Source organism: Streptomyces sp. NPDC012508 (assembly GCF_042902595.1).
Classification (GTDB): Bacteria; Actinomycetota; Actinomycetes; order Streptomycetales; family Streptomycetaceae; genus Streptomyces.
The window spans coordinates 153,124-164,945 of sequence record NZ_JBIBEO010000003.1 but is presented as its reverse complement, the minus strand read 5'-3'; the positions used below and the strand labels follow the sequence as shown (position 1 = coordinate 164,945).

The following is an 11,822-nucleotide window of genomic DNA, read 5'->3' as shown; positions in this document are numbered from 1 at the left end:
GACCCTCCCGTACTGGTCAACGCCAGGCGGGAGGCGCGGGTTCCCCTGTCCCCACAGGGGGGGCCTGGGCCGTCCGGGTGATCCGTACGGTGATCCCTCAGCGATCCGTACGGGTGATCAGCGCGGCATGGGGAGGAGGCCGGCCTCCGCCATGGCGTCGGCGACGGGCTCGACCTCGCTGGTGCAGTGGGCGCAGCGGGTGGCGATGGCCGGGATCTCGGAGTAGCAGCGGGGGCAGTCGCGCTTCTCGGACTTCGCGTCGGCCTCCTCCTTGGCGAACCTCTCCTGGACCTTCGTCATGGGGACGACGATGAAGAAGTAGAGCACCGCGGCGGTGATCACGAAGGCTATGGCGGCGGCGATGGCCAGGCCGTACGGGAAGATCGTCTTGCCGACGGTGAACCGGGCCTCGCTGAAGTCACCGACCGAGCCGGTGGCGAGACCGATGAGCGGGGTGATGAACGCCTTGCTGAAGCCGGTCACGACGGCCGTGAACGCCGAGCCGACGGCCAGACCGATGGCCATCGAGACGACGTTGCCGCGCAGTATGAAGTCCTTGAAACCGTTCAGCACGGGGTGAAGCTCCTTGGTGCGTTTCTCTTGGGGGTGGGGCGGGGGTCAGAAGAGTGTGGTGGCGGCGAAGCGCAGGGCGAACTGCGGGTAGCCCGACAGGACGACACCCGCGACGGCCGCCAGCGCGATCGCCAGGGTGATCGGGGCGGGCACGCGCGCGTGGGCCCGCTCCCCCGCCGGCTCGCCCACGGATTCTCCCACCGGCCCGCGGAAGAGCAGCGCGGTCCACCGCAGGTAGTAGTAGAGGCCGATCACGACGTTGACGCCCATGACCACGGCCAGCCAGCCGAGGCCGGCGTCGACCGCCGCCGAGAAGACGGTGACCTTGGCGAAGAGCCCGATGATGCCCGGGGGCAGCCCTGCCAGGTTGAGCAGGAAGAAGCCCATGGTGAGCGCGAGCAGCGGACTGGCCGCGTACAGACCGCGGTAGTCGGCGATCCGGTTCTCCGGGTGCGTCCGCGCGACCAGGGCGGCGACCGCGAAGGCGCCGAGGTTCACGACGGCGTACATCAGGGCGTACGCGACGGTGGCGCCGATCTGGTCGTCACTGGAGTACGCGGCGGCGGCGATCGGGACCAGGAGGTAGCCGGCCTGGGCGACGGAGGACCAGGCGAGCAGCCGGACCGCGCTCCACGCGCGCGTGGAGACCTGCCGCAGGGCGCCCACGTTGCCGATGGTCATGGTCAGCGCGGCGAGCACCGCCAGCGCCGGGCCCCAGACGTCAGCGTACGAGGGGAAGGCGACGACCGTCACCAGGATGAGGCCGGTGAAGCCGACGGCCTTGCCGACGACCGAGAGGTAGCCGGCGACGGGCAGCGGGGCGCCGATGTAGGTGTCGGGGACCCAGAAGTGGAAGGGGGCGGCGGCCGTCTTGAAGGCGAAGCCGACCAGAGTGAGGGCGACGCCCGCCTGGGCGAGGGTCTGCAACTGGCCGGGGACGTCGTCGAGGCGCTGGGCGAGCTCGGTGAGATGGAGCGTGCCGGTCGCCCCGTACACGAAGCTGACGCCGAGCAGGGTGACGGCGGTCGCGGTGACCGAGGAGAGGAAGAACTTCAGCGCCGCCTCGCTGGACCGCCGGTCGCCGCGGCGCAGGCCGACGAGCGCGAACGCGGGCAGCGAGGCCACTTCGAGGGCGACGACGAGGGTCGCCAGATCGCGGGAGGCGGGCAGCAGGGCCGCGCCGGCGGCGGAGGAGAGCAGCAGGAACCAGTACTCCCCCGGCGGGAGCTTGTCCCGCGTGTCGGCGAGGGAGAGCAGGGCGGTGAGGAGCGCGCCGCCGAGCACCAGGACCTGGATGACCAGGGTGAAGCGGTCGGCGGTGTAGCTGCACGCGGCGGTGGCGGCCGGTTCGGTGGTGAGGCAGAACGTCGAGCGGTCGCCGGCGCGCAGCGGGATCAGCAGCGCCAGGGAGGCGACGAGTCCGCCGATCGCGGTCCAGCCGAGGAGCTGCTTGTGCCGGTCGGGCACGAACAGGTCCGCGACGAGCACGGCCAGGGCGACCACGGCGGTGAGGGTGGGCGGCGCGATCGCGAGCCAGTCGACGGACTGGACGAGGGTCGTGGGGGTCACGAGTTTCCTCCCGCGAGGAGCTGCTGCACGGCCGGGTCGGTGAGGCCGAGGAGAACCGCGGGCCACAGTCCGGCGAGGACGGTGAGGGCGACGAGCGGGGTCCACGCGGCGAACTCGTACCCCTGGACGTCGGCGATCGTGCCCTCCCCGCTCGGGCGGGGGCCGCCCATGCAGACCCGGCGGACGACGACGAGGAGGTACGCGGCCGTGAGGAGGGTGCCGAAGGCGCCGATCGCCATGAAGGTGAGGAAGGCGGGGCGGCTGAGGCCCTCGGCCGGCTCGAAGGCGGCGAACAGGGCCAGCATCTCGCCCCAGAAGCCGGCCAGGCCGGGCAGTCCGAGGGAGGCGACGGCGGCGAAGGCGAGCAGCCCGCCGAGGCGGGGGGCGCGGCCGTAGAGGGCGGCGCCGGTGGCTCCGGCGAGGGTGTCGAGGTCGGCGGTGCCGTACCGGTCCTTCAGTGCGCCGACGAGGAAGAACAGCAGGCCGGTGATGAGGCCGTGGGCGATGTTGGCGAAGAGCGCGCCGTTGACGCCGGTGGGGGTCATGGTCGCGATGCCGAGGAGCACGAAGCCCATGTGGCCGACGGAGGAGTACGCGATAAGGCGCTTGAGGTCGCCGTTGGTGCCGGGGCGCGTGAGGGCGAGGCAGGCGAGGGATCCGTAGATGATGCCGACGACGGCGAAGGCGGCGAGGTAGGGGGCGAAGGTCCGCATGCCGTCGGGGGTGATCGGCAGGAGGATCCGGACGAACCCGTACGTACCCATCTTCAGCAGGACGCCGGCGAGGAGGACCGAGCCGACCGTGGGGGCGGCGGTGTGGGCGTCCGGGAGCCAGCTGTGCAGCGGCCACATCGGAGTCTTCACCGCGAGCCCGATCCCGATCGCGAGAACCGCGATGACCTGCACGGAGGCGGTCAGCCCACGGCCGTTGTCAGAGGCGAGTGCCACCATGTCGAACGTGCCCGCCTTCAGCCCCACGAGGAGCAGGCCGAGCAGCATGACGACGGAGCCGAGCAGCGTGTAGAGGATGAACTTCCAGGCGGCGGCCTGCCTTCCGGCACCGCCCCAGCGGGCGATGAGGAAGTACATCGGGATGAGGACCATCTCGAAGGCCAGGAAGAACAGGATCAGGTCGAGGACGGCGAAGGTCGCGAGGGTGCCGGACTCGAGCACGAGGAGCAGTGCCACGAAGCCCTTGGGGGAAGGGCCGCCGGGCATCTTGAAGTAGCTGTAGAGCGCGCAGAGGAAGGTCAGGAGCGCGGTCATGACCAGGAGGGGGAGGGAGATGCCGTCCACACCGAGGTGGAGGCGCACGTCGAGTGCGGGGATCCACTTGACGTCCGTGCTCGCCTGGATCCTCGACGGGTTGTCGTGGTCGAAGCCCAGGGTGAGGACGATCGCGGCGGCGAGAACGACGCCGGTGACGATCACTCCGTGGCGCAGCACGGCCTGGTCCGGTGACTTCCCCTTCAGCCCGGGCGGGGCGGGGAGGAGAGCGGCGACGGCGCCGACGAGCGGGCCGGCGACGATCGCCACGAGAAGGAACTGCATCACGGATGCGCTGATATCGATCACGTCTCACGCTCCCGCGACGGCGACGAGTACGGCGGCGATCGCCAGGACGACGGAGCCGGCGAGCAGGGCGCTCAGATAGGTCTGCACATTGCCGGTCTGGGCGCGGCGGACGAGCCAGCCGAGCCATTGGGTGCCGGTGCCCGCACCGCGTACGTACGTGTCGACGACCTCGCGGTCCAGGAAGCGGACCAAGGAGGCGGCCGCCAGGACGGGGCGGACGAAGACGGCGGCGTAGAGGGCGTCCACGTGGAAGCCGGCCGCCGCGGGACGGTGCAGGGGGCCGAGCAGGGCACGGCCGGGGTCGGTCGGGTCCTCGGCGGGGTGCGGCAGGTGCAGGGCCTCCGCCTCGACCTGGCCGGCCTCGGCGTCGGGGTGGGCGACGTGCGCGGCGACGGCTGCCTCCCTGGCGGGGGCCTTCGTGGCGAGGGTGCGCCAGACGGCGTAGGTGACGGCCGCGCCGATCACGGCGATGCCGGTGCCGAGGACGGCGGTGGTGACGGTCGGGGTGAGGGCGTTCCCGTCGAACCAGTCGTCGAGGTACGTGACGCTCAGACCGAAGCCGAGGGAGGGGATGGCGAGCACCCACAGGACGGCGGTCATGGCGATCGGCTGACGGCCGAAGTCGGGGGCTTCCGCGCCCCTGCCCCGGAAGGCCAGCAGCCACAGCCGGGTCGCGTAGGCCGCGGTGAGGAGGGCGGTGAGCAGGCCTGCGACGAGGACGGTCCAGCCGGCCCCGGCGGGGGCGACGGTCCGGTCGCCGAGGGCGGTGTGCTCGGCGGCCACGAGGACGGCTTCCTTGGAGAAGAAGCCGGCGAACGGCGGCAGGGCGGCGAGCGCGAGGAGGGCGACGGTCATCGTCCAGTACGCGTCGGGGACCCGTTTCGTCAGGCCGCTCATCCGGGACATGGCCGAGAGCGAGTTCGTACCGGCGGCGTGGATGATCGCGCCGGCGGCGAGGAAGAGGAGGGCCTTGAACGCGCCGTGGGAGATGAGGTGGAAGACGGCGGCCCCGCGGTCGGCGACGGCCAGGGCGCCGGCCATGTAGCCGAGCTGACCGATCGTCGAGTAGGCGAGGACGCGCTTGATGTCGTCCTGGGCGAGCGCGGCGAGCGCCGAGCCGACCATCGTGACGGCGGCCATCACGGCGAGCACCGTCAGCGCGGCCGCGGAGGAGGCGAAGACGGGCAGCAGGCGGGCCACGAAGTAGATGCCGGCGGCGACCATCGTCGCCGCGTGGATCAGCGCGGAGACGGGGGTGGGGCCGGCCATCGCGTCGGGGAGCCAGGTGTGCAGCGGGAACTGCGCGGACTTGCCCGCCACACCGGCCAGGAGCAGCAGCGCGACGAGGGTGGGGTGGTCGAGTCCGCCGGCCGCGACGGTTCCGAGGATCCCGTCGATCCGGAACGTGCCCGCGTCCGTGGCCAGCGCGAAGAGGCCGATCAGGAAGGGGACGTCGCCGAGCTTGGTGACCAGGAAGGCCTTGAGGGAGGCGGCCCGCGCCTCGGGGGTCTCCCAGTAGTGCCCGACGAGGAAGTACGAGCAGATGCCCATGATCTCCCAGCCGACCAGGAGCACCATCAGGTCGCCGGAGTAGACGACGAGCAGCATCGCGGAGGTGAAGAGGGAGACGAGCGCGGCGTACGAGGGGTAGCGCGGGTCGTCGCGCAGATAGCCGGTCGAGTAGATCTGCACGCAGGTGGCGACCACGCCGACGAGGATGGCGGCGAGCGCGGCGAAGCCGTCGATGTACAGGGCCAGGTCGATCGGGACCGAGCCGGTGGGGGTGAGCTGGGTGGCAGCCTCGATCGTCTTCCCGCCGCCCTGCCGGACGGCGACCACGACGGCCAGCGCGGCCGCGCCGATCGTCGGCAGCACGGCGAGGGGGCGGACGAAGCCGGGCGCGGTGCGGCCGAGGAGCAGGCCGGCGACGGCGCCGAGGAAGGGAAGGAGGGGGACCAGGACGGCGAGGGTCGTGGTGGTCACGCGGTGGCCTCGGCCTTCTCGTCGGTCCCGGCGCTCCGGGGCTCGGCGTCGTCGGTACCGGCGCCGTGGGGCTCGGCGTTGTCGCGCAGGCGGTCGACGTCCGAGGTGCCGCGGTTGCGGTAGACCATCAGGACGATCGCGAGACCGATGCCGATCTCGGCGGCGGCGATGGCGATGGTGAAGAGGGTGAGCGCCTGGCCGGCGTGCAGGGCGTCGCGGAGCCAGACGTCGAAGGCGACCAGGTTGAGGTTGACGGCGTTGAGCATCAGCTCGACGGACATCAGGACCAGGATCGCGTTGCGGCGGGCGAGGACGCCGTACAGGCCGACGCAGAAGAGCAGGGCGGCGAGGACGGCGGGGTAGGCGAGATGCATCAGTCCCGGGCCTCCTTGGCGTGCTTGCGGGACAGGACGATCGCGCCGACCAGCGCGGCGAGCAGCAGGACGGAGAGCGCCTCGAAGGGCAGCACCCAGTGCCGGAACAGGATCTCGCCGGACACCTTGGTGGAGCCCTGGGCCGGTCCGTCGAGTTCGATCCAGGTCGTGCGGAAGGCGTCGACGACCACCCAGACGAGCGCCGCGGCCGCGGCGAGCGCGACCGCGAGGGCGACCGGGCGGTTGCCCGAGTCCGCGTCCGGGGAGCGGCCGATGGGGGCCTTGGTGAGCATGAGCCCGAAGAGAAGGAGGACGACGACGGAGCCGACGTAGATCAGCACCTGGACCCAGGCGATGAACTCCGCGGTGAGGAGGAGGTACTCGACGGCGAGGCCGCCGAGCGCCACGACCAGCCAGAGCGCGGCGTGCACGAGCTGGCGGGTGGTGACGGTCACGACGGCGGCGCCGAGGGTCACGAGACCGACGAGGAGGAAGGCGATCTCGACGCCGGAGGGCGAGAGGAAGCCGGGGGTGGCGGCGGCGAGGCCGGTGGCGGCGGCGGTCACTGCTGGTCCCCCTCGGCCTGGGCGGCCTGGGCGGCCGCTGCCGCGGCGGCGGCCTTCTCCACGGCCTTGCGGGCCGCGCCGATCTCCTTCGGCTCCTCGGCGCCCGGGTCGAGCGCGGGCGGTTCGGGGACCGTCCACATCCACTCGCGGAGCTTGTCGCGCTCATGGGTGAGTTCGTGGATGTCCGTCTCCGCGTACTCGAACTCGGGCGACCAGAAGAGCGCGTCGAAGGGGCAGACCTCGATGCAGATACCGCAGTACATGCAGAGGGCGAAGTCGATGGCGAAGCGGTCGAGGACGTTACGGCTGCGCTCACGGCCGCCGGGCGTGGCGGCCGGCACCGTCTCCTTGTGGGAGTCGATGTAGATGCACCAGTCGGGGCACTCGCGGGCGCAGAGCATGCAGACGGTGCAGTTCTCCTCGAAGAGCCCGATGACACCGCGGGTGCGGGGCGGGAGTTCGGGCTGCTTGTCCGGGTACTGCGCGGTGTGCGCGCGCTTCGTCATCGTGCGGAGGGTGACGGCGAGGCCCTTGGCCAGGCCGGATCCCGGGAACGGGCGGGTCATTACTGGATCGCCACCTTCACGATGCCGGTGAGCGCGATCTGCGCGAGGGCGAGCGGGACGAGCGTGGTCCAGGCGAGCTTCTGGAGCTGGTCCTCGCGGAGCCGCGGGTAGCTCACGCGGAGCCAGATCACGACGAAGGCGAGGATCGCGGTCTTGAGCAGGGTCCAGACCCAGCCGAGGCCGTCGGCGCCGAAGGGGCCGTGCCAGCCGCCGAGGAAGAGGACGGTGGTGAGGCCGCAGAGGACGACGATGCCGGCGTACTCGGCGAGCAGGAAGAGCGCGAAGCGGAGGCCGGTGTACTCGGTGTACGCGCCGAAGATGATCTCGGAGTCGGCGACGGGCATGTCGAACGGCGGCCGCTGGAGCTCGGCGAGACCGGCGACGAAGAAGACGATCGCGCCGACGATCTGCCAGGGCAGCCACCACCACTCGAAGGCGTCGAGGATGCCGGGGAGGGAGACGGTGCCGGCGGCCATCGCCACGGAGGCGGCGGCGAGCAGCATCGGAAGCTCGTAGGCGAGCAGCTGGGCGGCGGTACGGAGACCGCCGAGCAGCGAGAACTTGTTCGCCGAGGCCCAGCCGGCCATGAGGCTGCCGAGGACGCCGACGCCCATGACGGCGAGGACGAAGAAGATGCCGGCGTCGACGATCTCGCCGACGGCTCCTTCACCAGGGCCGATGGGGATGGCGACGAGCACGAGGAGGTACGGGAGGAGGGCGACGGCGGGGGCGAGCTGGAAGACGCGGCGGTCGGCGTTGGCCGGGACCACGTCCTCCTTCTGCGCGAACTTGACCCCGTCGGCGACGAGCTGGGCCCACCCGTGGAACCCACCGGCGTACATGGGCCCGAGACGGCCCTGCATATGGGCCATGACCTTGTGCTCGGTCTGCCCGATGACGAGGGGCAGCACGAGGAACACGGCGAAGACGACGAGCAGCCGCAGGGCGACGTCGAGTGCGTCGTTCACGCGGATTCGCCTCCGTCGGGGTCGGTGGGGTCGGTGGGGTCGGTGGGGTCGGTGTCGGGGCCGGGGCCGGGACCGGTAGGACCAGGGGTGGCCCCGGTCCGCTTGCCGCCGTCGGGTGCGGTGTCGCCGTCGGCCGCAGGGGCGGCCTCGGGCGCGGGCCCGGCCTCGTGGGCCGGACCGGCCTCTGGCACGGGTCCGGCCTCAGGCGCGGGGGCAGCCTCGGGCACGGGTCCCGCCTCAGGGCCGGGTCCGGCCTCGGGCACGGGCGCGGCCTTGGGGGCGGGTCCGGCCTCAGGCGCGGGTCCGGCCTCGGGCACGGGTCCGGCCTCGGGCACGGGTCCGGCCTCGGGGGCGGGTCCGGTCTTGGGCTCGGGGGGCTTGGTCGTTTCAGCGTCGAAGGCCGGGCGGGCGTGGTGCCAGGGGGCGTCCGAGCTGCGGGGGCGGGGCTGGGCCGGCTGGGCCGACGCGCCCTCGGCCGCCTGGCTCGCCGAGCCGTCCGACGCGCTGCGGCTGCGGCGCGGCGGGCGGGCGGGGCCCGTGGTTTCCGGAGCCTGGGCCGCCGCGCCCTCGGCCGCCTGGCTCGCCGAGCCCTCCGACGCGCTGCGGCTGCGGCGCGGCGGGCGCGCGGGCGTCTCCACCTCACCCGCCGGGCCGGCCGCCTGCGTCGCGGAGCCCTCCGCCGTCGTACGGGTACGGCGCGGAGGGCGGTCGCCCGTGGCCGTGGCGCGGGCGGGGCGCGCCGGGGCGGGCGGGAGCTGGCCCTTCATCGGGCCCCAGTCGTTGGGGTCGGGGACGCCCGGGGGCAGCATCTGGCGGCGCTTCGGGCCACCGTGCTCCGACTCCCCCGGCTCCTTCGCTCCCGGCCACGCCTTCACGACCCGCGCCGCGAGCACGAAGTCCTTCCGCAGCGGGAAGCCCTCGAAGTTCTCCGGCAGAAGCAGCGGCACGAGGTTCGGGTGGTCCGTGAACTCGACGCCGAACATCTCGTGCGTCTCGCGCTCGTGCCACTCCGCGCCCGCGTAGACCGCGATCGCCGAAGGCAGCACCGGAGACGCGTGCGGAACCGTCGTCCGTACGAGCAGCCGGCGCACCGCGCCGCCCTCCAGCGCCACCACGTGCGCGCACACCTGGAAGCCGGCGCCCGGCTCGTCCACGGCGCTCAGCCAGTCGAAGTACGTGCAGCCCAGCTTGTCCCGCGCGATCTCCAGCGCGGCGATCCACGAGCCGACCGGCACGTCCACCGTCAGCAGGTCGTACGCCCGTTCCGCCCTCGCCTCCTCGCCGAAGACCTCGGTCACGGCGTCCGGGAGGGAGTCGTACGCGTTCGCGTTCACCTGTCATCACCACCCGGCTTCGGCGGCGTCACGAGACCGCTCGTCAGCTGGCCGACCGAGGGGCCCGAGTAGCGCGCCGCCAGCGACTCCCGGGCGATCTTCTCCTGGAGCTTGAGGATCCCCTGCAGCAGCGCCTCCGGGCGCGGCGGGCAGCCCGGCACGTAGACGTCGACGGGGATGATCTGGTCGACGCCCTTCGTCACCGAGTACGAGTCCCAGTACGGCCCGCCGCAGTTCGAGCAGGCACCGAAGGAGATGACGTACTTGGGCTCCGGCATCTGCTCGTACAGCCGCTTCACCGCCGGCGCCATCTTGTCCGTGACCGTGCCTGAGACGATCATCAGGTCGGCCTGGCGGGGGCCCGGCGCGAAGGGGATCACACCGAGCCGGATGAAATCGTGGCGGGCCATCGACGCGGCGATGAACTCGATCGCGCAGCAGGCGAGGCCGAAGTTGAAGACCCAGAGGCTGTAGCGGCGGCCCCAGTTCAGGACCACCTTCATCGGCTCGGGGGCCAGCCGCGCGAGCGGGCCGAGCTTGGGAGCCGGCAGCGGGGTCGGGGTCACGTCCATGTCAGGACGCCCTTCTTGTACGCGTAGAGCAGTCCCACGGCCAGGAAGCCGAGGAAGATGAACATCTCGACCAGCGTCGTCCCGCCGTAGCCGGGCGCGGCGAACACGGTCGCCCACGGGAAGAGGAAGATCGAGTCGACGGCGAAGATCACGTAGAGGAAGGCGTACACGTAGTAGCGGACCTGGGTGTGTGCCCAGCCCTCCCCCACCGGGTCGACACCGCACTCGTACGTCAGCAGCTTCTCCGGCGTCGGTACGACCGGCCGCAGCAGCCGGCCCGCGCCGAACGCGACGGCCACGAAGAGCACGCCGATGACGGCGAGCAGTCCGACGACGGAGTACGACTGGAAGTAGTCCGCCGCGAGTCCGTGTCCCGCCCGTACGGTCGGATCCGGCACGTCCACCCCTCGCTCCCTGCCCGTTTCGGCGATCTGTCTGTACGCACGGGAGTCTAGGCCCTGCTAAAGACGCTGTAAGCGGTCGTGTCACAGTGCGAGCAGTGGGGATATCCCTACTCTCCTTCACCGACGTACCCCATGGCGTGCCGAGCCCCCCGACCGGCACGCTTGGCCCATGAGCGTCGACACCGAGACCCCGCTGCCGCCCGTGCGCCTCGCCTACGGCCGGCACACCTGGAAGGAGATCTCCTTCCTCCTCACCAATCTGCCCGCCGCCCTGGTCGGCTTCGTGTACGTGGTGGTGGCGGTCGCCGTCGGCGTGGGCCTGGCCGTCACGGTGATCGGCCTGCCGCTCCTCGCCCTCGGTCTCGCCGGGGCGCGCGGCCTGGGGCGGACCGAGCGGGCGAGGGCCCGGGCGCTGCTCGGCGTAAAGGTCGACGAGCCCAGCCCGCTCCCCCGCCGGCACGGCTTCTTCCCCTGGCTGTGGACGGCGCTGAAGGACCCGGTGGCCTGGCGGACGATGCTGTACGGCTTCATCCGGCTGCCCTGGGGCATCGTCACCTTCGTCGTCACGCTCGTCTCGCTGATCGTGCTGTGGCCCTTGCTGCCGTTCGTGGCCCGCGGTCTCGCGACCGCCGACCGGGCCATGGTCCGCGGTCTGCTGTCGCCCTCGGACGAACTGGAGCGGCGGATCGCCGAGCTGGAGTCGGACCGGGGCGTGGTCGTGGACACGGCCGCCGCCGATCTGCGCCGGATCGAGCGCGATCTGCACGACGGTGCGCAGGCCCGGCTCGTCGCCCTGGCGATGGGGCTCGGTCTGGCGAAGGAGAAGCTCCTCGAGGACCCGGAGGCGGCGGCCGCGATGGTCGACGAGGCCCACGGCGAGGTGAAGCTCGCGCTCCAGGAGCTCCGTGACCTGGCCCGGGGCATCCACCCGGCGGTCCTGACCGACCGCGGCCTGGACGCCGCACTCTCGTCGATCGCCGCGCGCTGCACGGTCCCGGTGAAGGTGACGGTCGACCTGACCGAGCGGCCGGCCGAGGCCATCGAGGGCATCGCGTACTTCACCGTGTCCGAGCTGCTCCAGAACGTGTCCAAGCACGCCCGGGCCCGTTCCGCTTCCGTGGAGGTGTGGCGGCGGGACGACCGGCTGCTGCTCCAGGTACGGGACGACGGGCAGGGCGGCGCCCGGCTGGACGGCGGCACGGGGATGGCGGGACTCGCGGAGCGCCTGGGGGCGGTCGACGGACTCTTCGTCCTCGAATCCCCGGCGGGCGGCCCGACGACGGTCACGGCGGAACTGCCGTGGCGCGCCCGCCCGACGACCGCGTAGCCCCCGGAGGGG

Annotated in this window: 12 protein-coding genes; 1 reads left to right on the top strand and 11 read right to left on the bottom strand. The window is 72.3% G+C overall.

Annotated elements, in window-relative coordinates; translation table 11 throughout:
• Positions 1–117: 117 nt before the first annotated feature.
• The 11 genes from mscL to ACFY8U_RS11025 are packed head-to-tail and all read right to left on the bottom strand — an operon-like array spanning position 118 to position 10,477.
• Positions 118–573 (bottom strand): large conductance mechanosensitive channel protein MscL, encoded by a 456-nt coding sequence (gene mscL / locus ACFY8U_RS11075; RefSeq protein WP_389568610.1) that lies wholly within the window; start codon positions 571–573, stop codon positions 118–120.
• 45 nt (positions 574–618) lie between these two features.
• The gene (locus tag ACFY8U_RS11070) at positions 619–2,142 is read right to left on the bottom strand and encodes an NADH-quinone oxidoreductase subunit N (RefSeq protein WP_389568607.1); all 1,524 of its coding nucleotides are present in this window, start codon (positions 2,140–2,142) and stop codon (positions 619–621) included.
• Positions 2,139–3,692: a NuoM family protein gene (locus ACFY8U_RS11065; RefSeq protein ID WP_389569701.1), complete on the bottom strand. Its 1,554-nt coding sequence runs from the start codon at positions 3,690–3,692 to the stop codon at positions 2,139–2,141. Before ACFY8U_RS11065 ends, ACFY8U_RS11070 begins: the two co-directional genes overlap by 4 nt.
• Positions 3,693–3,719: 27 nt before the next feature.
• Complete coding sequence (locus ACFY8U_RS11060; RefSeq protein ID WP_389568604.1) at positions 3,720–5,699, bottom strand: NADH-quinone oxidoreductase subunit L; 1,980 nt, start codon at positions 5,697–5,699, stop codon at positions 3,720–3,722.
• Complete coding sequence (nuoK, locus tag ACFY8U_RS11055) at positions 5,696–6,073, bottom strand: NADH-quinone oxidoreductase subunit NuoK (protein ID WP_361606994.1); 378 nt, start codon at positions 6,071–6,073, stop codon at positions 5,696–5,698. The genes ACFY8U_RS11060 and nuoK overlap by 4 nt, the downstream gene beginning before the upstream one ends.
• Positions 6,073–6,639 carry an NADH-quinone oxidoreductase subunit J gene (locus ACFY8U_RS11050; RefSeq protein WP_361606997.1) on the bottom strand — a complete coding sequence of 189 codons (567 nt, stop codon included), beginning with the start codon at positions 6,637–6,639 and terminating at the stop codon, positions 6,073–6,075. The genes nuoK and ACFY8U_RS11050 overlap by 1 nt, the downstream gene beginning before the upstream one ends.
• Positions 6,636–7,205 (bottom strand): NADH-quinone oxidoreductase subunit I, encoded by a 570-nt coding sequence (locus ACFY8U_RS11045; RefSeq protein ID WP_361607000.1) that lies wholly within the window; start codon positions 7,203–7,205, stop codon positions 6,636–6,638. The genes ACFY8U_RS11050 and ACFY8U_RS11045 overlap by 4 nt, the downstream gene beginning before the upstream one ends.
• Positions 7,205–8,173, bottom strand: coding sequence for a complex I subunit 1 family protein (locus ACFY8U_RS11040; protein WP_361445204.1), 969 nt, complete (start codon positions 8,171–8,173; stop codon positions 7,205–7,207). Before ACFY8U_RS11040 ends, ACFY8U_RS11045 begins: the two co-directional genes overlap by 1 nt.
• The gene (locus ACFY8U_RS11035) at positions 8,170–9,507 is read right to left on the bottom strand and encodes an NADH-quinone oxidoreductase subunit C (protein ID WP_389568600.1); all 1,338 of its coding nucleotides are present in this window, start codon (positions 9,505–9,507) and stop codon (positions 8,170–8,172) included. Before ACFY8U_RS11035 ends, ACFY8U_RS11040 begins: the two co-directional genes overlap by 4 nt.
• Positions 9,504–10,079: an NADH-quinone oxidoreductase subunit B gene (locus tag ACFY8U_RS11030; RefSeq protein ID WP_389568597.1), complete on the bottom strand. Its 576-nt coding sequence runs from the start codon at positions 10,077–10,079 to the stop codon at positions 9,504–9,506. Before ACFY8U_RS11030 ends, ACFY8U_RS11035 begins: the two co-directional genes overlap by 4 nt.
• Positions 10,070–10,477, bottom strand: a complete 408-nt coding sequence (locus ACFY8U_RS11025; RefSeq protein ID WP_361445195.1) for an NADH-quinone oxidoreductase subunit A — start codon at positions 10,475–10,477, stop codon at positions 10,070–10,072. Before ACFY8U_RS11025 ends, ACFY8U_RS11030 begins: the two co-directional genes overlap by 10 nt.
• Positions 10,478–10,652: 175 nt before the next feature.
• Here ACFY8U_RS11025 and ACFY8U_RS11020 point away from each other — a divergent pair, with 175 nt between their 5' ends.
• The gene (locus ACFY8U_RS11020; RefSeq protein WP_389568594.1) at positions 10,653–11,810 is read left to right on the top strand and encodes a sensor histidine kinase; all 1,158 of its coding nucleotides are present in this window, start codon (positions 10,653–10,655) and stop codon (positions 11,808–11,810) included.
• Positions 11,811–11,822: the final 12 nt, after the last annotated feature.

What these genes read in the sequence shown, in the direction of transcription:
- ACFY8U_RS11045 (WP_361607000.1), bottom strand. Translation starts at nt 7,205, where the DNA reads ATGACCCGCCCGTTCCCGGGATCCGGCCTGGCCAAGGGCCTCGCCGTC.
- ACFY8U_RS11020 (WP_389568594.1), top strand. Translation starts at nt 10,653, where the DNA reads ATGAGCGTCGACACCGAGACCCCGCTGCCGCCCGTGCGCCTCGCCTAC.
- nuoK (WP_361606994.1), bottom strand. Translation starts at nt 6,073, where the DNA reads ATGCATCTCGCCTACCCCGCCGTCCTCGCCGCCCTGCTCTTCTGCGTC.
- ACFY8U_RS11030 (WP_389568597.1), bottom strand. Translation starts at nt 10,079, where the DNA reads ATGGACGTGACCCCGACCCCGCTGCCGGCTCCCAAGCTCGGCCCGCTC.
- ACFY8U_RS11065 (WP_389569701.1), bottom strand. Translation starts at nt 3,692, where the DNA reads ATGCAGTTCCTTCTCGTGGCGATCGTCGCCGGCCCGCTCGTCGGCGCC.